Origin of the sequence: Streptomyces hiroshimensis (assembly GCF_014650335.1) — a bacterium.
GTDB lineage: Bacteria > Actinomycetota > Actinomycetes > Streptomycetales > Streptomycetaceae > Streptomyces > Streptomyces hiroshimensis.
The window spans coordinates 178289-203566 of the sequence record NZ_BMUT01000004.1; the positions used below are offsets into that span (position 1 = coordinate 178289).

Consider the following 25278-nt stretch of genomic DNA (forward strand, 5'->3'; position numbering starts at 1 on the left):
CTAACAGGGCATGGGGAAGCAGCCCGGCGACGAGAGCGGCACGTCAGGTGGGCAGTGTGGGGGAGGGTGAAACTGTGGGGGGTCAGGCGCCGAGGGCGGGGAGGACCACGGCGTCGATGTAGCGGGACAGGTACGCGGTGTCCGCGACCTTGTCCTCGATCAGGGAGCGGGCGACGAACGCGCCCAGCATCATGTGCGCGACGAAGTCGATCGCGGGGTTGTCCGCGGCCACCTCGCCCCGGTCGACCGCGCGCCGCAGCATCGCGCGGAGCCCTTCGTGCTCCGGCAGGATCAGCAGGTCGCGCAGTGCTTGATGCAGGTCGGGGTTGGTGTGGATCGCATGCCCCAGGCCGCGCATAAGGGCGGCGTCCTGCGCCATCCGGTCATCGTCCACCTCGCACGCCATCTTGCGGAGGTCGCCGCGCAGCGAGCCGGTGTCGATGTCCGCCAGCCTGACCGGCTTCTGGTGCCGCAGCGCGCTCGCGACCAGCTCCGGCTTGCCCTTCCACTGGCGGTAGAGGGTGGCCTTGCTGGCGTGCGTGCGGGCGGCGACGCCGTCCATGGTCAGGCCGTCGTAGCCGACCTCGCGCAGGATCGCAAGGACCGCCTCGTAGAGCTCGGCCTCGCGCTCGGGGGTGAGCCGGGTGCGGCGCGCCGCGGGCTCGGTCGGTTCCGTGGACACGTCCACCTCCTGGACCCCACTCCCGTACGAAACGGTTTCGTACACCCAGACGATACGACGCCGCGGCATCGAAACGGCGCCGTTTCGCAAGTGTTCTCCGTCACGGCCGGTTACCGCACCGGGTCACGGCCGGTTGCCGCATCAGGTCACGGCCGGTTACCGCACCGGCCCGGGCCGACCGAGTTGCCGCGGCACCCGGGGGCCGAAACGATGGTGGAGTGAGTGATTCTTACCTGAGATTTCCTCATCTCCACGGTGGCCTCCTCTGCTTCACGGCGGAGGACGACCTGTGGCTGGCCCCCCTGGAGCCCCCGGCCGGATCCCCGGCCCCGCCCGGCCGGGCCTGGCGGCTGACCGTCGACCGCACCCGGGTCGGCCACCCCCGCTTCTCCCCCGACGGCCGCCACATCGCCTACACGAACTGGCGCAGCCTCGACCCCGAGATCCACCTGGCTCCCGTCGACGGCGGCCCGGCCCGCCGGCTCACGTACTGGGGCAGCAGCGACGCCCGCGTGTGCGGCTGGGCCCCCTCGGACCGCGACGGCGGCTACGACGTCCTCGCCGTCTCCTCGCACGGCCAGCCGTTCTCGTACTTCTCCTGGGCCTACCGGGTGCCGACGGACGGCAGCCCGGGCCTGCGGCTGCCCTGGGGGCCGGTGTCCGACATCGCGATCGGCGAGATCGGGGGCGAGCACCGCACCCTGCTGCTGACCGGCAAGCCGCCGCACGAGCCCGCCGCCTGGAAGCGCTACCGCGGCGGCGCCATGGGCCGGATGTGGCTGCACGGCACCCGGCTGGTGCCGGAGATCGGCGGCCACCTCGACTCGGTGATGTTCGCCGGCGGCCGCATCGTCTTCCTCTCCGACCACGAGGGCGTCGGCAACCTCTACTCCTGCCTGCCCGACGGCTCGCAGCTGCGCCGCCACACCGACCACGACGACTTCTACGCCCGGCACGCCTCGACCGACGGCGAGCGCGTGGTCTACCAGTGCGCGGGCGAGCTGTGGCTGGTGGACGACCTCGGCCCGGACGGGAAGCCGCGCCGCCTGGAGGTGACGCTGGGCGGCCCGCGCGCCGGGCGCCGCCCGTACCAGGTGTCCGCCGCCTCCAACATCGACGGCGTCACCGTGGACACGACGGGCCGCGCGAGCGCCGTCCAGGTGCGCGGCAGCCTCTACTGGCTCACCCACCGCGACGGCCCCGCCCGCACCATCGCCGACACCCCGGGCGTGCGGGTGCGGCTGCCGGAGATGCTGGGCGCCTCCGGGCGGGTGGCCTACGTGACGGACGCGGAGGGCGAGGACGCGATCGAGATCGCCCAGCTGCCGCGCGCGGCCGGGCCCGCCGAGCCGCGCCGCATCGGCGCGGGCCGGATCGGGCGGGTGCACGAGACGCTCGCCTCCCCCGACGGCGAGCGGCTGGCGCTGGCCACGCACGACGGACGGCTGCTGCTCGTGGACACCTCGGCCGAGAGCGAGAGCGCGGGCGCGGGCGAGAGCACAGGAGAGGGAGAGGGCGGGGGCGGGAGCGCGGAAAAGGGCGCGAGCGAGGCCCCGGACGAGGTCAGCGAGCTGATCCGGTCCGCCAACGGGCCCGTGCGCGACCTCGCCTTCTCCCCCGACTCGGAGTGGCTGACCTGGTCCCACCCCGGCATCGGCCGCTCCCTGCGCCAGATCAAGATCGCGCGCCTCAAGGACCGTACGGTCGTGGACGTCACCAACGGCCGCTTCGAGGACGAGCAGCCGGTCTTCACCCGCGACGGCCGCTACCTGGCCTTCCTCTCCTGGCGCGGCTTCGACCCGGTCTACGACGTGCACACCGGCGACCTGTCCTTCCCGCTCGGCTGCCGCCCCTATCTCGTACCGCTGTCCTCGGCGACGCCCTCGCCGTTCGCGCTGACGGCCGAGGGCCGGCCCGCGGGCGGCGGGCTCGACCAGGAGGACACCGGGCCCGGCGGGCCGACGCTGGTGGAGGTGGAGGGGCTGGAGAGCCGGGTGACGCCCTTCCCCGTGGCCGCCTCGAAGTACTCGGCGCTGCGCCCGGTCAGCGGCGGCGGCCTGGTGTGGCTGCGCTGGCCGATCTCCGGCGCGCTCGGCGAGACCTTCGCCAACCCCGCCGACACCTCCGGCCGCCCCACCCTGGAGCACTTCGACCTCACCAAGGCCAAGCGCACCGAACTCAGCAGCTCCCTCGACTGGTTCGCGGTCAGCGGCGACGGCACCCGCCTCGTCGTCAACGACGAGGGCGACCTGCGGTCCGTCCCCGCCACGGACACCCCCGACCCCGAGTCGACGGTCTTCATCGACATGCGGCGCATCCTGCACGACGTGGACCCCGGCGCCGAGTGGCGGCAGGCCTACGAGGAGGCGGGCCGCATCGTCCGCGCGTACTTCTGGGAACCGGGGATGTGCGGCATCGACTGGGACGCGGTGCTCGGCCAGTACCGGCCGCTGGTCGACCGGGTCTCCTCCCCCGACGACTTCGCCGATCTGCTGCGCGAGGTCCTCGGCGAGCTGGGCACTTCGCACGCCTACGTCGTCCCGGCCCGCCGCAACGAGGGCCCGCCGCACTACCAGCGCGCCATCGGCCTGCTCGGCGCGAACTTCACACACCAGAAGGACGGCACCTGGACGGTCCGGCGGATCCTTCCCGGCGACTCCTCGGACTCCAAGGCCCGCTCACCGCTGGCCGGTTCGGGCATCCGCGAGGGAGCGGCCCTCACGCACGTCGACGGCCGCCCGGTCGATCCGGTCGCGGGCCCGTACCCGCTGCTCGCCGCCGCCGGCGGCACCACCGTCGAGCTGACCTTCCGGCCGACCGAGAGCGAGGGCCACGCGCGCCGCGTCGCCGTCGTCCCGCTGATCGACGAGCGCCCGCTGCGCTACCAGGACTGGGTGGCCAAGCGCCGCGCGGTCGTCCGCGAGCTGAGCGGCGGCAAGTGCGGCTACCTGCACATCCCCGACATGGGCGGCTCGGGCTGGGCGCAGTTCAACCGCGACCTGCGGATGGAGATGTCGCGCCCGGCGCTGATCGTGGACGTGCGCGGCAACGCGGGCGGCAACATCAGCGAGCTCGTCGTGGAGAAGCTCACCCGCACGATCATCGGCTGGGACCTCACGCGCGACGCCCAGCCCGTGTCGTACGCGAGCAACGCCCCGCGCGGCCCGGTCGTCGCCATCGCCGACGAGATGACCTCCTCCGACGGCGACATGATCACCGCGGCGTTCAAGCTGCAGGGCATCGGCCCGGTAGTGGGCCTGCGCACCTGGGGCGGCGTGGTCGGGATGACCGGCCGGCACCGGCTCGGGGACGGCACCTCGATCACCGTGCCGATGAACGCGGCGTGGTTCGACGAGTACGGCTGGACGGTCGAGAACCGCGGCGTCGACCCCGACGTCGAGATCGACCGCACCCCGCTCGACTGGGCCGAGGGCCGGCACCGGCAGCTGGACGACGCGGTGCAGATCGCGCTCGACCTGCTGGAGCGGCACGGCGCGGCACAGCCTCCGGACTACTCGGGGGCACCGGACCTGCGGCGGCCGAAGCTGCCTCCGCGGAGCGGGAACTGACGGGCGGAGCGGGAACTGACAGCGGGGCGCACCCCGTACGGGTGCGCCCCGGACTCCGGATCCCGACTCCGGTTCTCCGCCGTCAGATGGTTCTCCGCCGTCAGATCTCGAAGTTCTCGTCGAACGTGTCGCGACGGTCCCACTCCTCCTGCTCCTTGCGGATCAGTTCCAGGCGGGCCTTGTCGCTGGCGTTCTCCTTGGCCTTCTTGCTGCCGGTCCTACCGGCACGATCGGCCTGTTCCTTCTGCTGCTCGGCCTTGCTCTTGGCCCTGTCTCCCTTGGCCATGAGGCTCAGAGCTCCCTCAGGTGCGGTCGTCGAGCTCGTCGCGCAGGTCGTCGAAGGACTGCTGGCGGCCCTCCTGCTCGCGGCGCTCCTTGAGCCGGTCCTGCGCGTCCCGGCCCTTCTGCTGCGCCTGCTGCCTGGCCTGCTCCACCTTCTGCTTGGCCTGCTGGGCCTTGGCCTGCATCTCGTCCTTGATACCCATGGCTGTTCTCACTCCTCAGCGAGGGGAATTCGGGGCGTTTTACCCCGAAACAGCCTGACATCCACCATCTTAGCCCGCATATCGTATGACTACGCTGCGCTACGCGCCCGTACGCTCCTTCTCGTCCGCCGCCCCTCCCGCACCCACCAGCCCCGCGCGCATCCCGGCGATCCCCGGCTCGAACCGCCGCATCTCGCGCTGCGCGCCGAGCGCGAGCACCCCGGGCAGCCAGCCACGGGCGCCCTGCAGCAGCCGCAGCCACCCCTGCCCGTAGACGTGCGCCGAGCGCCGCTCGATGCCGTCGACCAGGCGGTCGGCGGCCGGGCCGAGCGGGTAGGTGCGGTTGGCGGGCCACGGCAGGCGCTGCCGCATCTCGCGCATCACCTCATGCTCGTCGGCGCCGCGCACCATGTCCGTATCGGTCCAGCTCAGATAGGCGACGCCGACCCGCACGCCCTTGTGGGCGACCTCGCCGCGCAGGCAGTGCGCGTACGCCTCGACGCCCGCCTTCGACGCGCAGTAGGCGCTCATCATCGGCGCCGGGGCCATCGCGGCGAGCGAGGCCACCTGCAGCAGATAGCCGCGGCTCTCCGCCAGCAAGGGCAGGAAGGCGCGGCCCGTGACGGCGCTGCCGACGAGGTTGACCTCGACGACGCGGCGCCAGCTCGCGAAGTCGGATGCGGCGAAGGGGCCGCCCGCGGCGACGCCGGCGTTGGCGACGACGATGTCGGCCTTCCCGAAGCGGGCCTTGACCTCGCGGGCCACCTGCTCCATGGCCGCCTGGTCGGTGACGTCGGCGTGCCAGTGGGCGGCGTCCTCGTGCAGCGAGGAGGCGACGCGGGCCAGCCGGTCCGGCTCCAGGCCCACCAGGGCGATGCGCACGCCGCGCGCGGACAGCTTGCGGGCCAGCTGCTCCCCGACGCCGCGGGCGGCCCCGGTGACGACGGCGACCTGCCCCTCCAGGCTCACCCTGCTCATGCTCACCGGGCTCATCGGGCGGCCTCCGTAGCAGCCGCGGGCACGGCCCTGCGCGGGGCGCGCGGCGGCCGCAGCACCTGGTACTCGGCGAGGTCGACCCGGCGGGTGACCCGGCGGAACTCGGCGGTGGTGCCGGGCCAGACGACGGTGTTGCGCCCGTGCTCGTCCAGGTACCAGCTCTGACAGCCGGCGTTCCAGACCGTGCGCTCCATGCGGCGCTGGAGGCCGCGGTTCCAGGCGTTCACGGCGGACGGGCGGGCGTCGAGCGCGGCCTTCCCGCCGAGGGTGTCCAACTGCCGCATGAAGTCGGCGAGATAGTTCAGCTGGGACTCGATGATGAGGATCATCGAGCTGTTCCCGAGGCCGGTGTTGGGCCCGATGACGAAGAGGAGGTTGGGGAAGCCGGCCGCGCTGGCGCCGCGCAGGGCCGCCATGCCGCCCTTCCAGTGCTCGGCGAGCGTGCGGCCGTCGGCGCCGGTGACCCGCTCGCCGATGGGCATGTCGGTGACCCGGAAGCCCGTGCCGAAGACGATCGCGTCGGCCTCGGTCTCCGTGCCGTCGGCGGCGACGAGCGTGGACCCGCGTATCGCGGTCAGCCCCGCGCTCACCAGGTCCACATTGGGGCGGGTGAGCGCCGGGTAGTAGTCGTTGGAGAGCAGGATGCGCTTGCAGCCGATGCGGTAGTCCGGCGTCAGCCGGGCGCGCAGGGCCGGGTCCGCGACGGCCCTGCGCAGGTGGGTCAGGGACAGCTTCTCGACCAGCCGCATCCGCTCCGGGCGCTTGGTGAAGTTGCTGACCTGCAGCTCCCGGATGCCCCAGAGGACGCCGCGGCGCAGCGCCGCGGTCGCGGGCAGCCGGGTGTGCAGGTAGCGCTCGGCGGCGGAGACGGGGCGGTCGAAGCGGGGCAGCACCCACGGCGGGGTGCGCTGGAAGAGGGTGAGGCGGCCCGCCTCGGGCTGTACGGCCGGCACGATCTGGATGGCGGAGGCGCCGGTGCCGATCATCGCGACGCGCTTGCCGCGCAGGTCGTAGTCGTGGTCCCAGCGGGAGGAGTGGAAGACCTTGCCGGGGAAGGAGTCCAGGCCGGGGACGTCCGGGATCCTGGGGTCGGAGAGCGGCCCGGTGGCGGAGACGACCACGTCGGCCGTGTAGTCCCCGGCGGCCGTGACGACCTCCCAGTGGAGCGCCTCGGGGTCCCAGCGCAGCTGCTGCACCTCGGAGTTGAAGCGCAGGTGGGGCCGCAGGCCGAAGGTGTCGGTGACGTGTTCCAGGTAGGCGCGGATGTGGGGCTGGCCGGAGAAGCTGCGCGGCCAGGCGGGGTTGGGGGCGAAGGAGAAGGAGTAGAGGTGCGAGGGCACGTCGCAGGCGCAGCCGGGGTAGGTGTTGTCCCGCCAGGTGCCCCCCACGGAGTCCGCCCGCTCCAGGACCACGAAGTCGGTGATCCCCTCGCGCCGCAGCCGGACGGCCGCCCCCAGTCCGCCGAAGCCGGACCCGATCACCGCCACCCGTACGTGCTGACGCCCATGCTCGGCCATGCCGCCGCCTTTCGGATCCGACACAACTGCGCCAGCGATTACTGGCACGATGGGGAGCGTAGGGCAGAGCCTGATCGAGCGATAGGGGTACGGGGAAAGGCAGTTACCGGCGGTCGCACGTACTCTTACGCTTCGCGCGTGGCCACGGACGGGAGGGGCGCGATGGGCGACGAACGGGGCCGCCGTGCGACGGGCGAGCACGAGGCCCGCACCACAGAGCCGCCCGGAGCCGCCGCACGGCAGCACCGCACGGCGGAGCCGGCCGAGGAGGCCGGCGCCCACGAGTACCGCACCGCGGAGCTCGCGGCGGCCGCCGGCATCACCGTGCGCACCCTGCGCTTCTACCGTGAGCGCAAGCTGCTCCCGCCCCCGCGCCGCGAGGGCCGCATCGCCTGGTACGGGCCCCGGCACCTGGCCCGGCTGCGCACGATCGGCGCACTCCTGGAGCGCGGGCACACCCTCGGCGGCATCGCCGAGCTGCTGAGCGCCTTCGAGTGCGGGCGGGACGTGGGCGAACTGCTGGGGCTCGCGGGAGCCGCCGTCACCGTCCCGTGGACGGAGGAGGCGGCGATCCGCCTCACCCCGGAGGAACTGGCCGACCGCTTCACGGGCGAGGTCACCCCGGAGAACCTCGCCGCCTCGCTCGACCTCGGCTACCTCGGCGTCGACGGCGAGGAGATCGTCCACGTCAGCCGGCGCCTGCTCGACGCCTCGACCGAGCTGGTGCGGCACGGCATCCCGCTGGCCGCGGTGCTCGCCGCGGGCCGTGAGGTACGGGCCCACGCCGACGCCCTGGCCGAGACCTTCACCGGCCTCATCCGGGACCACGTGCTGGCCGGCCTGCCGCCGGGCGAGGCCGGCGGCGCCGGCGAGACCCTGGAACGGCTGCGCGCCGTCGCCAGGACGGTCGTGGACGCGGAGCTCTCCATGGCCGTGGACCGGCGCGTGCGCACCGAGCTCGATTCCCGGCTCGGTGCGCACGGCGCCGCCGGCGAACCGGGACCCGCCAGACCCGGCTGACGGCGGCGAGGACGCACGGGCGCGCCATGCCGCGACCACACCCGCACGCCGGCCGGTCGGGCCAACTGTGCTCGTACAGAAGAGAATTGAAGCAGTCCGGCCCGCCCCGGAGGGCGGGAAGCCAAGGTCTGCCCGTGCAAACGGCGTGATTGCGCCGAAAGCAGCGGGACCCTCCCGTTCACGCGGAGGGCCGGTGCCCTCGGCTGCTCAGGCGAAGACGCCCGTCACCGGCGCGTGGTCCGACCAGCGCAGGTCGTGCGAGGCCGCCCGCTCCACCGTCGCCTTCAGCGCCCGCTCCGCCAGCCCCGGCGTCGCGACGAGGTAGTCGATGCGCCAGCCCGAGTCGTTGTCGAAGGCGCGGCCGCGGTAGGACCACCACGAGTACGGTCCGTCGACGCCCGGGTGCAGGGCCCGGACCACGTCCACGTACTCCCCGAAGACCTTCGTCAGCCAGTCCCGCTCCTCCGGCAGGAAGCCCGCGCTCTTGCGGTTGGCCTTCCAGTTCTTCAGGTCCGCCTCGGTGTGCGCGATGTTCCAGTCGCCGCAGACCAGAACCTCGCGGCCGTCCGCCGCCGCACGGGCCTTCAGGGCCACCAGATACGGCAGGAACTCCGCCATGAAGCGTTCCTTCTCGTCCTGCCGCTCCGTGCCGACCTCGCCCGAGGGCAGGTAGAGGCTCGCGACCGTCACACCCGGGAGATCGACCTCCACGTAGCGGCCGCTGCCGTCGAACTCCGCCGAGCCGAAGCCGATGCGCACGGCTTCCGGCTCGCGCCGCGAGTAGACCGAGACGCCCGCCCGGCCCTTGGCCGCCGCCGGGGCGTGGACCGTGTGCCAGCCCTCGGGCTCACGGACCTCGTCGGGCAGCTGGTGCGCCTCCGCGCGGACCTCCTGCAGGCAGACCACGTCCGCCCCGGTCTGCGCCAGCCACTCCACGAAGCCCTTCTTGGAGGCGGCGCGCAGCCCATTCACATTTACGCTCGTAACGGTCAGCATTCCGGCACGATACCGACTTCCGTACGATGCCTTGAATGCAGATCTTGCCGGTCGCATACGACCATCCCGACGCGGTGAAGCTCCAGGACCGGGTGCAACTGGAGTACGCGCAGCGGTACGGAGACGGTGATCTCACCCCGCTGGGCCCGGCCCAGTTCACCCCGCCGCGTGGCCTATATCTCATCGCCTACGAACCCGGCGGCACGCCCGTGGCCACCGGCGGCTGGCGCGCGCAGGAGGCGGGCGAGGAGGGCTACGCGGACGGCGACGCCGAGCTGAAGCGGATGTACGTGGTGCCGGAGGCGCGCGGGCGCGGCCTCGCGCGGCGGATCCTCGCGGCGCTGGAGGACAGCGCCCGGGAGGCCGGCCGCATACGCATGGTCCTGGAGACCGGCGACAAGCAGCCCGAGGCGATAGCGCTGTACGAGTCGTCCGGATACGCACCGGTGCCGCAGGAGAGGAAGTTCGGCACCTACCGGGAGTACGAGGGCAGCCGCTGCTTCACGAAGCCGCTGTAACGGCTCCGCAGGCAGGCGCCCGGTGCCGGGTGCCAGGCGCCGGGCGCCAGGCGTCAGTGCTGTGCGATCGCCGCCTCCACCTCGTGACGGATGTCCTCCGTCCGGTAACGCGTCGCCTCCCCGTACGGGGCGAGGATCTCGTCGGCCGCCGCCGGCCCGTCCTCGACGATCTCCACGGCCAGGACGGTGCTGCCCGGCGGGACCTCCGCCGCGAGCATCTCCAGGGCGGCGTTCGCGGCCGTGGCCTCGCGCGCGTCGCGCACACCGCCGATCAGGCCGCCCGCGCCGAAGCCGATCATGACGCCGAGCGGGCCGCCGAGGATGCCCAGCAGGCCGCCGATCAGGCCGCCGACGGCGAAGGCGCGGGCCGTGCCGGAGTTGTCGACGGCGTCGGGGAAGTCGAGGCTGCCGTCGTCGGCGCGGGCGATCACCGCGCCCTCGCGGAGCGTGAGGCGGCCCGCGGTGTGCCCCGCGCGGAGGTCGTCCAGGGCGCGGTGGCCCTTCTCGGGCGAGGGGACGTTCAGGAAGAGGACGTTGTCGTCTTTCATGGCTTCCACTGTTGGGCCAGTCGGCCCGCCCCGCACCTCAGGAGGCCTCGGGGTCCTCCTCGTCCCGCACCGACGCCGTCAGGTCCAGCGTCGCCTCCGCTCCCCCGCCGTCCCGGTTGGCGAAGGACAGGCCCGCGCCCAGCACCCGCGCCTGCCCCGCGGCGATCGTCAGCCCCAGGCCGAGGCCGGAGCCCGAGCCCGTACGGAAGCGCTGCGGGCCGCAGACCAGCAGCTCGGCCGGGAAGCCGGGGCCGCCGTCGCGGACCCGGACGGTGCCGCCGTCGACCTCCACCGTCACCGGCGCGCCGCCGTGCCGGAAGGCGTTGGTGACGAGGTTGGCCAGGATCCGCTCGACGCGGCGCCCGTCGGTCTCGACCAGGCAGTCGCGCACGACCCGCACCTGCACCGCGCCCTTGCCGTCCTTGCCGTCCTTGCCGTCCTTGCTGCCGTTGCCGTCGTTGGCGTCCGCCACGGAGCGGACGGCGCGCCGCGTCAGCTCGCCCAGCGCCCGGACCTCGGTGTCGGCGCGCTCGGCGGAGCCGTCCAGGCGGGCGACCTCCAGGACGTCCTCCATCAGCGCCCGGACCCGCTCCGCCCGCTCCCGCACCATCTCGGCGGGCCGGCCGGGCGGCAGCACCGCAGCGGCGGCGACCAGGCCCGCGACGGGGGTGCGCAGCTCGTGGGCGATGTTCGAGGTGACTTCACGCTCGGCCTGCAGGCGGTCGGCCAGCGCGTCGGCCATCGTGTTGACGGCGACGATCAGACGGGCGATCTCGTCCTGCCCGCCGCGCGGCTTGAGGCGGGCGCTGAAGTCGCCGTCGGCGATGCGCTCGGCCGTCCGGGCGGAGGCGTTGAGACGGCGTCCGGCGACGGTCGCGAGGCCCACGCCGACGATGCCCGCGAAGGCGGTGCCCAGGCCGCCCGCCCACCACAGGGCCTCGTCGAGCCTGCGGAGGTTCTCGGCCTGCCGGGTGTAGGGGTGCTTGACGACGATCGTGTCGCGGCCGAGGCGGCTGCCGGCCCACAGCATCGGTACGGTGCCGCTGCGGTCCAGATAGGTGGCACGCCTGCCCCCGTCGACGGCCTTCCGCAGCGGCCCGGGTATGTGCTCGGGGTTGATGAGCGTCCGCGGCCGGTGGACACCCGCGGCGTGGTCCTCCACGGCGGTCAGGAGCCGGCTCTCGATGGCCTCGCGCGCGATGTCCAGCTGGTTGCGGGCGGTGCGGTGATGCACGACCAGCCCCATGATGACGGCGACCAGGGCAGCGGTGGCGGTGATGGCCACGCCGATCTTCGTGCGCAGTCCCATGGCTTCTGGCTCCTCGGCGGCTAACGCGGGGGGACGGGCCGGCGGAGGGCCGGAGTGGCGGACGGGCCTAGCAGGTCGGGTCGTTCCGATGGGGCCATTCGTGCCAAATGTAACCGGCGTGGCTGGTTTGCCGACCGCGTCCTTGCCGTGCGGCGGTCATCGGCTCGTAGGATCACCGCGCCCACGTGGTCCGGTCCAGTCGCTGCAGCGTCACGCTCCTCGTCACGGTGGAGGTCACTCATGCATATTGCCCGTCGCAGGCTCCTCGGCGCCCTCGCGGGGGCGGCGGCCGCCGGCGCGGTGCCCGGCGTGGCCGCCGCGGCCGTGCCCGGGGGCCCGGGAGGCCAGGGAGGCGCGGATGCGGACTCCGCCGGCGCGGAATCCGCCGACGCCGACTTCGAGGACGTGACCTCCGCCGGGGACGAGGCCGCGACGACAGGGCTCCCGGAGACCGGGGCCGGGCCGGACGCCGGGGCGGACGCCGGAGCCGCCCCCGCCGCCCCCGCCGCCGCGGGCGCCGCCGGAGCCGCCGCGGCCGCCCTGGCCCGGCTGCTGCCCCGCCACCACCGCCAGGTCACCTTCCGCACGGCGGCGCGCAAGGGCGGGGCCGACACCTTCCGGGTGTCCGGGCGGGCGGGCGCGATCGTCGTGTCGGGCACGACGCCCGCGGTGCAGCTCACCGGCTTCCACTGGTACCTCAGACACCTCGCCCACGCCCACTTCTCCTGGAACGGGGCCCAGACCGCCGCCCTCCCCGACCGCCTCCCCGGCGTCCGTACCCCCCTCACCAGGACGGCGAACGTCACCCACCGCTTCGTGCTCAACGACACGAACGACGGCTACACCGGGCCGTACAACGGGTGGGACTACTGGCAGCGCGAAATCGATGTACTGGCGCTGCACGGCTTCAACGAAGTCCTCGTCTACGCGGGCGCGGACGCGGTCTACCACCGGACGTTCCGCGAGCACGGCTACGGCGACGCCGAGCTGCGCGCCTGGCTGCCGGGACCGGCCCACCAGCCGTGGTGGCTGCTGCAGAACATGGACTCCTACGGCGGCCCCCTGTCCACCGGGCTCCTGGAGCGCCGCACGGCCCTCGCGAAGAAGATCGTGGCCAGGCTGCGGGAGCTGGGCATGACGCCGGTGTTCCCCGGCTACTACGGCACCGTGCCGCCCGGCTTCGCCAAGCGCAACCCCGGCGCCCGCACCGTCCCGCAGGGCACCTGGGGCGGCTTCCGCCGGCCCGACTGGCTCGACCCGCGCACCGCGCACTTCCGCCGCGTCGCGGCGACCTTCTACCGGGTGCAGAAGGAGCTCTACGGCGCCACGTCGATGTACAAGATGGACCTGCTGCACGAGGGCGGCAAGCCCGGCGACGTGCCCGTCGCCGACGCCGCCCGCGCCGTCGAGAAGGCCCTGCGCGCCGCCCACCCGCGCGCCACCTGGGCCATCCTCGGCTGGCAGGAGAACCCGCGGCGCGAGATCGTCGACGCCGTCGACCGCAAGCGCATGCTCATCCTGGACGGGGTCTCCGACCACTACCCCAAGGTCACCGACCGCGAGGACGACTGGGGCGGCACGCCGTACGCCTTCGGCTCCATCTGGAACTTCGGCGGGCACACCGCCATGGGCGCCAACACCCGCGACTGGGCCGCCCTCTTCGAGGAGTGGCGCACCAAGCCCGGCAGCGCCCTCAAGGGCATCGCCCTGATGCCCGAGGCCGCCGACAACAACCCCGCGGCCCTCGCCCTCTTCAGCGACCTGGCCTGGACGGACGGCCGGGTCGACCTGGAGGACTGGTTCGCGCAGTGGCCGCGCTACCGCTACGGCGCCGCCGACCCGCACGCCGTGCGCGCCTGGGACGTCCTGCGCCGCACCGCCTACGGCACGACCCGCGCCGACGGCTGGAGCGAGGCCGCCGACGGCCTCTTCGGCGCCCGCCCCGACCTGGCCGTCGCCCACGCCGCCGCCTGGTCGCCCCGCGAACTGCGCTACGACGCCGACGCCTTCGACGCCGCCCTCCCCGAACTCCTGGCGGTCGCCCCGTCCCTGCGCCACAGCTCCGCCTACCGCTACGACCTCCTGGACGTGACCCGCCAGTCGATCGCCAACCGCAGCCGCACCCTCCTCCCCCGTATCAAGGCGGCCTTCGAGGCGGGCGACCGGGCGCGGCTGCGCGATCTGACGCGCCAGTGGCTCGACTGGATGACCCTCCTGGAGGAGACCGTCGCCACCGACGGACACCATCTGCTGAGCCGCTGGACGGCCGCCGCCCGCGCCTGGGGCGCGACGGAAGCGGAACGCGACCGCCTGGAACACGACGCCCTGACCCTGCTGACCACCTGGGGCCCCCGCCCCTCGGCCGACGGCGGCAAGCTGCACGACTACGCCAACCGCGAGTGGTCGGGCCTGGTGGGCGGCCTCTACCGCAAGCGCTGGAAGACGTACTTCAAGGAGCTGGACGCGGCCCTGTCGGCCCGCCGCAGGCCGAGGCCGGTCGACTGGTACGCCCTGGAGGAGGACTGGCTCCGCCACCGCCCGGCCCTGCGGACGAAGCCGGCGGGGGACGTGGTGAAGGTGGCCCGGAAGGTCGCGCGGCGCCTGTAAGCGCCCGGCGACAGGGCCGGAAACGCATCAGAGCCCCCGTCGGATTTCTCCGACGGGGGCTCTGATGCGTTGTGTTGTGGACCTGAGGGGATTCGAACCCCTGACCCCCTCGATGCGAACGAGGTGCGCTACCGGACTGCGCCACAGGCCCTTGCAACGAGTGAAACTCTAGCACCCCCATCCGGGTGCTCGGAAATCCGCTCGCCGCTGGTCAGCAGCGGGGGCCCGTCGAGGTGGCGCGGTGGCGCGGGTCACTCGTTGGCGGCGCGGGGGCGGTCGTCGTCGGCGTACTGGTCGAAGAGGGGGGTGCGGCCCCCTTCGCGGGGGCGGCGGCGGGCGCGGGAGCCGCGGCGCTCCTCGGCGGTGGCGCGCACCCGGTCCCCGGCCGGGTCGGCGGTGCTGGAGCGGGCGGAGCTCCAGGTGTCCGGAGCGCCCAGGTCGACGCTGTCGCCGGCGCGCGGGGCGACCGGCGCGGTGACGTACGTCGGCAGGGGGACGGGGACCGGTTCCCAGCTCTCGGCCGCGCCGCGGTCGCGCTGCTGGTCGACCCACTCGGCGTGGTCGGTCTGCTCCACGAGGGCGCGGCGGCCCGCGGCGGGCGAGGGCTCGGCCGGCCGCTCGGCGGCGGGCGCCGGGTGGGCGACGGTGTCAACGGGGTCGGCGGCGTCGTGGGCGTCCGCCGCCTGGCGAGGGCGGATGCGGCCCTCGCGCAGGCGCTGGGCGGCCAGTTCGGCGCGGCGCTGGTCCATGGTGAAGGCGAAGCGGCGCCGCTCCTGGATCCGCAGGTAGACGATGTACGCGCTGAGCAGCGCCGCCGGGACGGCCGGCACCCACAGGAAGGCCAGCCCGCCGACGCCGGCGACGACCGCGCCCAGGGTGAAGGCGAGGAAGAGGACGACCGTGGTGCGGCGACGGCGCGCGAGGACCTTCGTGCGCCGGGCGCGTGCGGCGGCGGCCGTCGGGGTCGCGGACGACGCGGCGCGCTCCCCCGCTGCCGCCTGGGCGCCCGGGGATGCCGCGGAGCCCTGGGGGCCGCCGGGCGGGCCCGCGGAGCCCGGCACTTCCGCCGGGGCCCCGCCCCCCGCCCCGGGCATGCCGAAGGGCCGGACGTCGACCATTTCGGTCGGCGCTTCCGGCTCGGGCGCACGGGCCGCCGGCTCCCCGGGCTCGCTTGAGACCGGCGCGTCGTCGGCGGCGCGCACTTCCAGGTCCTTGGCGTAACGGCGCTCCATCCCCGCCCGGCCCGACAGGAGCCGGATGGCGGTGCTGAAGCGTTCCGTCGGACGGGCTTCATTGAGCTCGTCCTGCCTACGGAGCCACATCGGCACCAAGTAGGCGGCCCAGGCCCCGACGATGACTGCGTAGATGAGGCCGCTGCTGCTCACACTTCACACCGTAGAGGGGTACGCGCAGGGGATTCCGCCAATTGGCCCGGTGTGTCGCACGATCCGGCTGATATCTCGAACTTTTTTTGTGATTGTTGGGACCGAGTCCACTCGAATACCGTCGATTGACGGTCACTTTCGAATATCTATTCTATTTCTGGGGGGTCCCGGGCCGGGAGCGGTGCCAGCGCTGCAGGAGCCCCTCGGGGACCTCCTCGGCCGTCAGTGCGTAGACCAGGTGATCGCGCCAGGCGCCGTCGATGTGGAGGTAGCGCGGCCGCAGCCCCTCCTCCCGGAAGCCCAGCTTCTCCACCACCCGGCGGCTGGGCAGGTTCTCCGGCCGGATGCACACCTCCACGCGGTGCAGGCCGACCGAGCGGAAGCAGTGGTCGACGGCGAGCGCGACCGCGGTCGGCATCACGCCGCGGCCCGCGACGGCCGCGTCCACCCAGTAGCCGATGTGCGCCGAGCACATCGAGCCCCAGGTGATCCCCGCCACGGTCAGCTGGCCGGCCAGCCTGCCCTGGTAGTCGATGACGAACGGCAGCATGCGCCCGGCGTGGGCCTCGGAGCGCAGGTGGCGCACCATCTGCCGGTACGTGGGGCGGTGCGCGACCGGGCCGCCCGGAGGGGGCGGCGGGATCGTGGCCTCCCAGGGGCGCAGCCAGTCGCGGTTGCGCCGGTTGACCTCCCGCCAGGCGTGCTGATCGCGCATCCGGATGGGGCGCAGGAGGACGTCGCCGTCCACGAGCTCCCCGGGGCGGCCGGCGTTCAGTGCGGGCCCCCCGGTCTCGGGTGGTCGCCCCCGTGCACCTGCTCCACGGCGTGGACCAGCAGCCGGCCCAGCACGGCGAGGCCGTCGCGGACGCCGCCCGTCGATCCGGGCAGGTTCACGATCAGCGTCCGCCCGGCGAGGCCGGCCAGGCCCCGGGACAGGGCGGCGGTGGGCACCTTGGCCAGCCCCTCGGCCCGGACGGCCTCGGCGATGCCGGGGACCTCCCGGTCCAGGAGGGGGCGGGTCGCCTCGGGCGTGCGGTCGGTGGGCGACAGGCCGGTGCCGCCGGTGGTGACGATCACGTCGTACGCGGCGGTGATGCCGTCCCGCAGGGCGGTCTCGACCGGCGGCCCGTCGGGGACGACGACGGGCCCGTCGACGGCGAACCCGAGGGCTTCCAGCCCGGCGGCGAGGAGCGGGCCGCCCTTGTCGGGGTAGACGCCTGCGGCGGCGCGGTTGGAGGCGGTCACGACGAGGGCGCGGTAGCCGTTCGGCCCGGTCATGACGCGTCCCTCACATAGCGGCCCGACTTGCCGCCCGTCTTCTCCTCCACCCTGATGTCCGTGACGGTCGCGCCCTTGTCCACGGCCTTGACCATGTCCACGACCGTGAGGGCGGCGACGGCGACGGCCGTCATCGCCTCCATCTCCACGCCCGTGCGGTCCGTCGTCTTCACCGTGGCCGTGATCTCCACGGCGTCGTCGGCGACGGACAGGTCGACCTTCACGCCGGAGACGGCCAGCGGGTGGCACAGCGGGATCAGGTCGGGGGTGCGCTTGGCGCCCATGATGCCGGCGATGCGGGCCGTGGCGAGGGCGTCGCCCTTGGGGACGCCCTCACCGCGCAGCAGCTCCACCACGCGCGGCGCGACGAGGACCCGTCCGCTGGCGCGGGCCGTGCGGGCGGTGACCTCCTTGGCCGAGACGTCGACCATGCGGGCCGCGCCCGCACTGTCGATGTGGGTGAGGCGGGAGGGCTCGGGCGGGTCCTGGGCGCTGCTCATGGTTCTCCTGGTCCGGTCCTGTTGGGCAGACACCGTACCGGCAGCACGCGGCGCACGACCGGCCGAGAGTCAGCCGAGGAGGACCACGTCGACCTCCGCGCCCGCGGGGACGGAGGTCGTCTCCTCGGGGACCACGACGAGGGCGTCGGCCTGGGCGAGGGCCTTCACCAGGTGCGAGCCGGCGCCGCCGACGAGGGAGACCGTGCCCTCGCCCGGCTCGTAGCGCGCCCGCAGGAACTGGCGGCGGCCCTGCGGCGAGGAGGCGACGGCGTCGGTGCACACGGCGCGCACGGTGGTGCGGTCGACGGGCGGGAGCCCCATCAGGGCCCGCACGGCCGGGCGGACGAAGAGCTCGAAGGAGACGTAGCAGCTGACAGGGTTGCCCGGCAGGGCGAAGAGCGGGACGCGGTCGGGGCCGATCCGCCCGAAGCCCTGCGGCTTGCCCGGCTGCATGGCGAGCCGCCGGAAGGAGACGCTGCCCTCCTCGCCCGCGAGCCCGGAGAGGGTCTCCTTGACCACGTCGTACGCGCCGACGCTGACGCCGCCGCTGGTGACGACGGCGTCGGCGCGGATGAGCTGGTCCTCCAGGGTGGCGCGCAGGACCTCGGCGTCGTCGTCGACGGCGCCGACGCGGTAGGCGATGGCCCCGGCGTCGCGCGCGCAGGCGGACAGCACGAAGCTGTTGGAGTCGTGGATGCGGCCGGGCGCGAGCTCCTCGCCGGGCTGGACGAGCTCGCTGCCGGTGGACATGACGACCACGCGGGGCCGCGGCCGGACCAGGACGGTGGCCCGCCCGATGGCCGCGAGCAGCCCGATCTGGGCCGGGCCGAGGACGGTGCCCGCGGCGAGGGCCAGCTCGCCCGTACAGGCGTCGCTGCCGCGGGCGCGGACGTGGGCGCGGGCGGCCACGGGCCGGTGGACGCGGACCTCCCCGCCGGAGCGCTCGGGGACCTTGCTGTGGGCGTCCATGGCGATGGCGGGGCCCGCGCCCGCGCCGCCGTCGGTCCACTCCACGGGCACGACTGCCTCGGCGCCCGCCGGCAGCGGAGCCCCGGTCATGATCCGGGCGGCCTCGCCGGGCCCGACCGTGACGGCCGCCCCGGCGCTGCCCGCCGCGATGTCACCGACGACGGCGAGGACCGCGGGGAACTCCTCCGTGGCGCCCTCGACGTCGGCCGTACGGACCGCGTAGCCGTCCATGGAGCTGTTGTCGAAGGGCGGCAGGGCGGCCGGGACCGTGACGTCCTCGACCAGGACGCAGCCCTGGGCGTCCGGCAGCTGCAGCTCGATCGGCTCCAGGGGACGGATCTTCGCCAGGATGTCGGCGAGGTGCTCCTCCACCGTCCACAGTCGGTCCGGGTCGTCCGCTGCGGCGGGGACGGGGTCGGTGGCCGTGTCGGCGGTACTGCTCAAGGTGCTACATCTCCTCGGTGACGTAACGGCGGAGCCAGGCGCGGAAGTCCGGTCCTAGATCCTCACGCTCGCAGGCCAGTCTGACAATGGCGCGCAGGTAGTCACCGCGGTCGCCCGTGTCGTAGCGGCGGCCCTTGAAGATCACGCCGTGCACGGGCCCGCCCAGGCCGGGCTCGGCGGCGAGCGCCTGCAGGGCGTCGGTGAGCTGGATCTCGCCGCCGCGGCCGGGCGGGGTCTCGCGCAGCACGTCGAAGACGGCGGGGTCGAGGACGTACCGGCCGATCACCGCGTAGCTGCTCGGCGCCTCGGAGGGGTCCGGCTTCTCCACCAGGCCCGTGACCTGCACCACACCGTCGGTGTCGGTGGGCTTCACGGCCGCGCAGCCGTACATCCCGATCTGGGCGGGGTCGACCTCCATGAGGGCGATCACGCTGCCGCCGTGCTTGCGCTGGATCGCGACCATGTGGGACAGCAGGGGATCCCGGATGTCGATCAGGTCGTCGCCGAGGAGGACGGCGAAGGGCTCGTTGCCGACGTGCGGGGCGGCGCACAGGACGGCGTGGCCGAGGCCCCGGGGGTCGCCCTGGCGGACGTAGTGCATGGTCGCCAGGTCGCTGGACTCCTGCACGCGCGCGAGGCGGGACTCGTCGCCCTTGCGGCGCAGCGCCTCCTCCAGCTCGTAGTTCCGGTCGAAGTGGTCCTCGAGCGGGCGCTTGTTACGCCCTGTGATCATGAGGACGTCCGAGAGACCGGCGAGGACGGCCTCCTCCACCACGTACTGGATCGCCGGCTTGTCCACGACAGGCAGCATTTCCTTGGGCGTGGCCTTGGTGGCAGGCAGAAATCGGGTGCCGAGACCGGCTGCCGGGATGACAGCCTTGCTGATCCGAGGACGCGAGTGAGTCATGGGCCGAACACTATCCGTTGAGATTGTGCGGAGGATGAGGCTCCACCGAGTATGCCCCCAGCCAAGGAGTTTGTACGCACAGTGATCAAGTACGACGGTAGCAAGGCCGGGTTGCGGCGCGCCCTCCTGGCGGTGAGAGCGGGGTTGACCTCGGATGACGTGACGGAGGCGGGGGCCGCGCTGGCCCGCCGCGCCCTGGAGCTCCCCGAGCTCGCGGAGGCCGGGACGGTGGCCGCGTACGTCTCCGTGGGGCGCGAGCCGGGCACCCGCGCGCTCCTGGAGGCGCTCCGCCGCCGGGGGGTACGGGTGCTGCTCCCCGTCCTCCTGGAGGACAACGATCTCGACTGGGCGCCGTACGGGGGCCCGGACCGTCTCGTACGGGCCGGGCGGGGGCTCCTGGAACCGGACGGGCCCCGGCTCGGGCCGGACGCCGTGACGTCTGCGGATGCGGTGCTGCTGCCGGGGCTGGCCGTGGACGGCCGGGGGATGCGGCTCGGTCGCGGCGGGGGGTCTTACGACCGGGTGCTGGCCCGGCTGGACCGGGCCGGGGCGACTCCGTCGCGGGTGGTTCTGCTGTACGACGACGAGGTGATCGCCGAGGTCCCGGCGGAGCCGCACGATGGTCCGGTGGACGCGGTGGTGACGCCGTCCGGCGTACGGCACTTTTCGCGCTGAACGCGCTCGTCCTCAAACGCCGGACGGGCTGGATTTTGCTGAGCTCAGCAAAATCCAGCCCGTCCCGGGCGCCGGAGGCAAGCCTTACGGCTTAAGGGTCAGCTCGGCGTCCGTGCCCTTCTTCACCGCATTCGGGCTGAACGCCCAGGGAAGGAGCTCGCCCTTCGCCCACTTGTCCGTCTGGTCGTAGTAGTGCGCGTTGTACGCGTGCCCGGACGCGCCGGTGAGGTTGATCCACCGGGACTTGTCGAGGTCCGCGAGGTTGACGACCATCCGCATGGACGGGACCCAGATCACGTCGTAGCCGCCGGCCGCGTTCCAGCCCGCCGCGTTGACCGCGGCCTCGCCGCCGGCGAGGTTCCACGGGCCGCGGTTGAGCATCCAGCGGACGATGCCGGGGCCGTCCTTGCCGAGGGTCTGGTTCTTCAGGTTCAGCTGGTGGAGGCGGCCCCAGCTCCAGGAGTTGACGTCCTTGCCGAGCTTGGAGGTCAGCTCCCAGCGGGCGTCCTTCATGGCGCGGGCGAGCAGCTCGTCGCGGTTGCCGGCGCCGGCGCGGCCGCCGGTCTTCCACCAGTCGTCGTTCGGCTTGTCGAGGATGCCGCGGACGACCTCGAACCAGCGGTCGCCGCCGTCGGGCTGCGCCGAGTCGGGGTCGCGCTCGCCGCACTCGCGCACCAGGCGGGTGTTGCCGTCGAGGTCCTCCTGGGGGCCGGCGTCGTTGGCCGGGCGGACCCGCAGGCACTGGCCCTTGACGCGCAGCTCCTTGGGGAGCTTGTTGCCGAAGGCGAGCTTGAGGGTGTTGCGCCACACGGCGTTGAAGTACGCGGCGGCGGCCGAGTCGGCCTCCTGGGTGTAGTCCCAGCCTTCCAGGAGCTTCTGGGCCTCGCGGACGTACTTCGTCTCGCGCTCGTTGTCGGCCTTGATGTCGATCTTCAGCAGGTAGGGCGTCAGCAGCTTGGCGATCTCGCTGCTGTTGTCCATCTGCATCTTCTGCATGTCGTCCGTCGAGATCTTCCCGCCGTCCTTGATCTTCGACTGGATGAGGTCGTCGATCCGCCGGCTGCGGGCGCCGTAGCCCCAGTCGCCGGTCAGGGAGTAGGGGTACTTCTTGTCGGTGACGGCCTGGTTGGCGGTGACGATGTAGCCGCGCTTGGGGTTGAGCTCCCACGGCAGCTCGCCCGGCTTGAGGAAGCCGGTCCACTGGTAGGCGGGGTCCCAGCCGGGCGCGGGCATGCGGCCGTCACCCTTGCGGACGGGGATGCGGCCGGGGGCCTGGTAGCCGATGTTGCCCTTGGTGTCGGCGTAGATCAGGTTCTGCGAGGGGACCTCGAAGCCGGCCGCGGCCTTGCGGAAGGACGCGAAGTCGGTGGCGCGGTCGAGGTCCATCAGGGCGTCCATCGTCCGGCCGGCGTCGAGCGCGGTCCAGCGCAGCGAGACGGCGTAGCCCTCGGCGCGGTCGGGCGCCGGGTCCTTGACGGGGGCGTCCTGGCCGACCTTGCCCAGCTCGCTGTTGCGGTCGGAGACGACGGGGCCGTTCCGGGTGGAGCGGACGGTGATGGTGCGGTCGCTGCCGCCGGCGACCTTGATGGTCTCCTTGCGGGTCGCGAAGGGGACCTGCTTGTTGTCGTAGAGGTAGCTGTCGGAGGTGACCTTCTCCAGGTAGAGGTCGGTCACGTCCGCGCCGAGGTTGGTCATGCCCCAGGCGATGTCCTGGTTGTGGCCGATGACCACGCCGGGCATGCCGGCGAAGGTGTAGCCGGCGACGTCGAACGGGCAGGCCGCGGACGTCTTGGTGCAGTGCAGGCCCATCTGGTACCAGAGCGAGGGCATCTGCGGGGCGAGGTGCGGGTCGTTGGCGAGCAGCGGCTTGCCGGTCGTCGTGTACTGGCCGGAGACGACCCACGAGTTGGAGCCGATGCCGTTGCCGGAGGGGCCCATCAGCGCCGGGATCTTGTCCAGGGTGCCGGAGAGCGCGGTCAGGCCGGAGCGCAGTCCGCCGGCCGCACCGGCGCCGCCGCCGGTGGCGGGGCTGCCGTTGTTGTTCTGGGCGCCGGAGGTGCCGGGGGTGCCGTTCGCGCCCGGCGTGCCCGCCGTGCCCGTACCGCCGGGCTGTCCGTTGCGGCCGTTCTGACCGGCCTGGCCGGTCTGACCCGTCTGACCCTCCGTCGGCGTGGCCTTCGGGTCGAACTCCTTGGTGGCCGGGTCGATCGCACCGCCCTCGACGACCGGCTTGTTCCGGTCGTACGGGTACGACGGGTACAGCTGCTCGATCTGCTGGGGGTTCAGGCGCGTCGAGGCGAGCGAGCGGTCGATCTCGCTCTGCAGGTTGCCGCGGAGGTCCCAGGCCATGGCCTTGAGCCAGGCGACCGAGTCGACCGGGGTCCACTTCTCGGGCTTGTAGTCGTTCTCGAACTCCAGGGCCGCGTACTCGACGGACAGCGACTTGCCCTGATGGTCCTTGAGGTAGGCGTTGACGCCGTCGGAGTAGGCCTGGAGGTACTTCTTGGTGGTCGCCGACAGCTTGGTGTCGTACTCCTCCTGTGCGACCTTCCGCCAGCCCATGGTCCGGACGAACGCATCCGTCTCGACCTGGTCGTCGCCGAACATCTCGGACAGGCGGCCCGCCGTCAGGTGGCGGCGGACGTCCATCTCCCAGAACCGGTCCTGCGCCTGGACGAAGCCCTGGGCGCGGAAGAGGTCCTCGGCGCTGTCCGCGTAGATCTGCGGAATGCCGTGGTCGTCACGCGCGACCTTCACCTGCCCATTGAGACCCTTGAGCTGGAGGGTGCCGCTGGTCTCCGGGAAGGAGGCGCGCACGGTGCTGACGCTCCAGTACGCGCCGAAGCCGATGCCCGCGACGAGCAGCAGCACGACGGTGATCACGAGCAGGCGGGCACGTCGCCCCTTCTTTTTCTTGCCGGAAGGGCCGGTCTTGTTGGCGGGCATCGCTGTCCTTAGAGGGGCAGGGTGGTCCTGGAGTGCTGGAAGCAACCATAGGCGCAGGGCGGTGAGCGCCCGGACGCGGATGCCGGAGCGTGCAGTGACCTCCGTCCCTCTCGGCCCCTCCCGGCACCCTCGCGAGGCCGACCGGCGTCAAGAACCCGTAAAATATTAGATGAGGAAATGAAGTTCCCCTCGGCCGGAGGAACGTTCCGGCCGTCGTCCGTGGCAAGACACTCGTCGCAAGACGCTCGTGAAGGGACCGGCCCCTGACTGTCCACCACCTCAACGAACTCCTGCTGATCTGCTCCCTCGTCCTGCTCGTCGCAGTGGCGGCGGTGCGCATCTCTTCGCGCAGCGGGCTGCCGAGCCTGCTCATCTACCTCGGCATCGGGGTCGCCATCGGCCAGGACGGCATCGGCGTCTCCTTCAACGACGTGGGCCTGACCCAGGTCATCGGCTACGCCGCCCTGGTCGTCATCCTCGCCGAGGGCGGTCTCGGCACGAAGTGGCACGAGATCAAACCGGCGCTGCCCGCGGCCGCCGTCCTGTCCACCTTCGGCGTCGCGGTGAGCGTCGGGCTGACCGCCGCGGCCGCGCACTACCTCGCGGGCGTCGACTGGCGCCAGGCCCTGATCATCGGTGCGGTGGTGTCCTCGACGGACGCGGCGGCCGTCTTCTCCGTCCTGCGCAACGTCCCCCTGCCGTCCCGGCTCACCGGTGTCCTGGAGGCCGAGTCCGGCTTCAACGACGCCCCCGTCGTCATCCTCGTCGTCGCCTTCTCGGCGGCCGGCCCCGTCGAGCACTGGTACCTGCTGCTCGGGAAGATCGCCCTGGAGCTGGCGATCGGCGCCGCCGTCGGCATCGCGTTCGGCCTGCTCGGCGCGTACGGGCTGCGGCACGTGGCGCTGCCCGCCTCCGGCCTCTATCCCATCGCCGTGATGGCCATCGCCACCGCCGCCTACGCGGGCGGCGCCCTCGCGCACGGGTCCGGCTTCCTCGCCGTCTACCTCGCGGCCCTGATCCTCGGCAACGCCAAGCTGCCGCACTGGCCGGCCACCCGGGGCTTCGCCGAGGGGCTCGGCTGGATCGCCCAGATCGGCATGTTCGTCCTGCTCGGCCTGCTCGTCACCCCGCACGAGCTGGGCGACGACATCATTCCCGCGCTGGTGGTGGGGCTGGTCCTGACCATGATCGCGCGGCCGGTCTCCGTCTTCCTGAGCACGGCGCCCTTCCGGACCCCCTGGCAGGAGAAGGCCCTGCTGTCCTGGGCCGGGCTGCGCGGCGCCGTACCGATCGTCCTGGCCACCATCCCGATGGTGGCCGGCGTGGAGGACAGCCGCACGATCTTCAACATCGTCTTCGTGCTGGTGATCGTCTACACGCTGGTCCAGGGTCCGACGCTGCCCTGGCTGGCGCGGCGCCTGCGGCTGGGCGAGAACGAGCCGGAGGACCTCGGCATCGAGTCGGCGCCGCTGGAGCGGCTGCGCGGCCACCTGCTGTCCGTCGCCATCCCCGAGGGCTCGCGGATGCACGGCGTGGAGGTCTCCGAGCTGCGGCTGCCCGCCGGGGCGGCGGTCACGCTGGTCGTCCGGGACGGCAAGAGCTTCGTGCCCCAGCCCGCGACCGTGCTGCGCCGCGGCGACGAGCTGCTCGTGGTGGCCACGGACCCGGTGCGCGACGCGGCCGAGAAACGGCTGCGGGCGGTCGGCGAGGGCGGCAAGCTGGCGGGCTGGCTGGGTGCGACGGGAAACCACCGGGAACGGTCCGCCGGACCGGCCCCGGGAAACCCCGGCGGGCCTTCTGCGGAGAGCCCCGCCGGACCCTCCGCCGGGCCCTCCGCCAAACCCCCCGCCGGGCCCTCTGTGACGAAGGCCATAGGCATATCCAAGGGTCCCCGTATGATAAAGAGGAAGTAATCATTCACTCCCGC

21 protein-coding genes and 1 tRNA gene are annotated in these 25278 nt (G+C 73.1%); 6 read left to right on the forward strand and 16 right to left on the reverse strand.

Translation table 11 applies throughout. From position 1 onward, the window contains the following. Window positions 1-82: 82 nt before the first annotated feature. Entirely contained in the window at window positions 83-682 is a 600-nt protein-coding gene (locus IE241_RS11650; protein WP_229899140.1) for a TetR/AcrR family transcriptional regulator, read from the reverse strand. 218 nt (window positions 683-900) lie between these two features. On the opposite strand from IE241_RS11650, the gene IE241_RS11655 reads away from it, so the two are divergent. Then, window positions 901-4251 (forward strand): S41 family peptidase, encoded by a 3351-nt coding sequence (locus IE241_RS11655; protein WP_190021644.1) that lies wholly within the window; start codon window positions 901-903, stop codon window positions 4249-4251. Window positions 4252-4351: 100 nt separating this feature from the next. Here IE241_RS11655 and IE241_RS11660 read toward each other — a convergent pair whose 3' ends face one another. The 4 genes from IE241_RS11660 to IE241_RS11675 all read right to left on the reverse strand — a co-directional run bounded on the left by IE241_RS11660 (window position 4352) and on the right by IE241_RS11675 (window position 7249). Further along, window positions 4352-4537 (reverse strand): hypothetical protein, encoded by a 186-nt coding sequence (locus tag IE241_RS11660; protein ID WP_190021645.1) that lies wholly within the window; start codon window positions 4535-4537, stop codon window positions 4352-4354. 16 nt (window positions 4538-4553) lie between these two features. Continuing rightward, window positions 4554-4736, reverse strand: a complete 183-nt coding sequence (locus tag IE241_RS11665; protein WP_190021646.1) for a hypothetical protein — start codon at window positions 4734-4736, stop codon at window positions 4554-4556. A gap of 99 nt (window positions 4737-4835) precedes the next feature. Next, entirely contained in the window at window positions 4836-5714 is an 879-nt protein-coding gene (locus IE241_RS11670) for an SDR family oxidoreductase (RefSeq protein ID WP_190021647.1), read from the reverse strand. An 11-nt stretch (window positions 5715-5725) separates the two neighbouring features. Further along, on the reverse strand, window positions 5726-7249 hold the full coding sequence (locus IE241_RS11675) for a flavin-containing monooxygenase (protein ID WP_190021648.1): 1524 nt from the start codon (window positions 7247-7249) through the stop codon (window positions 5726-5728). 138 nt (window positions 7250-7387) lie between these two features. Here IE241_RS11675 and IE241_RS11680 point away from each other — a divergent pair, with 138 nt between their 5' ends. Further along, the gene (locus IE241_RS11680; RefSeq protein WP_229899142.1) at window positions 7388-8269 is read left to right on the forward strand and encodes a MerR family transcriptional regulator; all 882 of its coding nucleotides are present in this window, start codon (window positions 7388-7390) and stop codon (window positions 8267-8269) included. A gap of 207 nt (window positions 8270-8476) precedes the next feature. Here the strand turns inward: IE241_RS11680 and IE241_RS11685 are convergent, their stop codons facing one another. Then, a complete protein-coding gene (locus IE241_RS11685) occupies window positions 8477-9265 on the reverse strand; it encodes an exodeoxyribonuclease III (protein ID WP_190021649.1) in 789 nt (262 codons plus the stop codon). Window positions 9266-9300: 35 nt separating this feature from the next. Between IE241_RS11685 and IE241_RS11690 the strand changes: the two genes are divergently transcribed. Beyond that, window positions 9301-9783 (forward strand): GNAT family N-acetyltransferase, encoded by a 483-nt coding sequence (locus IE241_RS11690; RefSeq protein ID WP_190021650.1) that lies wholly within the window; start codon window positions 9301-9303, stop codon window positions 9781-9783. A 53-nt stretch (window positions 9784-9836) separates the two neighbouring features. Here the strand turns inward: IE241_RS11690 and IE241_RS11695 are convergent, their stop codons facing one another. Then, on the reverse strand, window positions 9837-10331 hold the full coding sequence (locus IE241_RS11695; protein WP_190021651.1) for a hypothetical protein: 495 nt from the start codon (window positions 10329-10331) through the stop codon (window positions 9837-9839). Between the two features lie 37 nt (window positions 10332-10368). Then, on the reverse strand, window positions 10369-11640 hold the full coding sequence (locus tag IE241_RS11700) for a sensor histidine kinase (RefSeq protein WP_190021652.1): 1272 nt from the start codon (window positions 11638-11640) through the stop codon (window positions 10369-10371). Window positions 11641-11880: 240 nt separating this feature from the next. Between IE241_RS11700 and IE241_RS11705 the strand changes: the two genes are divergently transcribed. Continuing rightward, window positions 11881-14247 (forward strand): alpha-N-acetylglucosaminidase, encoded by a 2367-nt coding sequence (locus IE241_RS11705; RefSeq protein WP_190021653.1) that lies wholly within the window; start codon window positions 11881-11883, stop codon window positions 14245-14247. Between the two features lie 77 nt (window positions 14248-14324). Here IE241_RS11705 and IE241_RS11710 read toward each other — a convergent pair. From IE241_RS11710 to galU, 7 genes are all read right to left on the reverse strand, one after another. Beyond that, window positions 14325-14398 (reverse strand) — tRNA-Ala (locus IE241_RS11710). A gap of 100 nt (window positions 14399-14498) precedes the next feature. After that, window positions 14499-15632 (reverse strand): divisome protein SepX/GlpR, encoded by a 1134-nt coding sequence (gene sepX / locus IE241_RS11715; protein ID WP_190021654.1) that lies wholly within the window; start codon window positions 15630-15632, stop codon window positions 14499-14501. Window positions 15633-15783: 151 nt separating this feature from the next. Then, window positions 15784-16347, reverse strand: a complete 564-nt coding sequence (locus tag IE241_RS11720) for a GNAT family N-acetyltransferase (RefSeq protein ID WP_229899183.1) — start codon at window positions 16345-16347, stop codon at window positions 15784-15786. Window positions 16348-16403: 56 nt separating this feature from the next. After that, window positions 16404-16910, reverse strand: coding sequence for a MogA/MoaB family molybdenum cofactor biosynthesis protein (locus IE241_RS11725; RefSeq protein ID WP_190021655.1), 507 nt, complete (start codon window positions 16908-16910; stop codon window positions 16404-16406). Continuing rightward, a complete protein-coding gene (moaC, locus tag IE241_RS11730) occupies window positions 16907-17410 on the reverse strand; it encodes a cyclic pyranopterin monophosphate synthase MoaC (RefSeq protein WP_190021656.1) in 504 nt (167 codons plus the stop codon). Before moaC ends, IE241_RS11725 begins: the two co-directional genes overlap by 4 nt. A 69-nt stretch (window positions 17411-17479) precedes the next feature. Beyond that, window positions 17480-18760 carry a molybdotransferase-like divisome protein Glp gene (glp, locus tag IE241_RS11735; protein ID WP_229899184.1) on the reverse strand — a complete coding sequence of 427 codons (1281 nt, stop codon included), beginning with the start codon at window positions 18758-18760 and terminating at the stop codon, window positions 17480-17482. Between the two features lie 67 nt (window positions 18761-18827). Beyond that, window positions 18828-19730 carry a UTP--glucose-1-phosphate uridylyltransferase GalU gene (gene galU, locus IE241_RS11740; RefSeq protein ID WP_190021658.1) on the reverse strand — a complete coding sequence of 301 codons (903 nt, stop codon included), beginning with the start codon at window positions 19728-19730 and terminating at the stop codon, window positions 18828-18830. Between the two features lie 81 nt (window positions 19731-19811). Here galU and IE241_RS11745 point away from each other — a divergent pair, with 81 nt between their 5' ends. Beyond that, a complete protein-coding gene (locus IE241_RS11745) occupies window positions 19812-20405 on the forward strand; it encodes a 5-formyltetrahydrofolate cyclo-ligase (protein WP_229899144.1) in 594 nt (197 codons plus the stop codon). 84 nt (window positions 20406-20489) lie between these two features. Here the strand turns inward: IE241_RS11745 and IE241_RS11750 are convergent, their stop codons facing one another. After that, window positions 20490-23351 (reverse strand): penicillin acylase family protein, encoded by a 2862-nt coding sequence (locus IE241_RS11750; protein ID WP_190021660.1) that lies wholly within the window; start codon window positions 23349-23351, stop codon window positions 20490-20492. Window positions 23352-23614: 263 nt separating this feature from the next. Here IE241_RS11750 and IE241_RS11755 point away from each other — a divergent pair, with 263 nt between their 5' ends. Further along, a complete protein-coding gene (locus IE241_RS11755) occupies window positions 23615-25264 on the forward strand; it encodes a potassium/proton antiporter (RefSeq protein WP_373300660.1) in 1650 nt (549 codons plus the stop codon). Window positions 25265-25278: the final 14 nt, after the last annotated feature.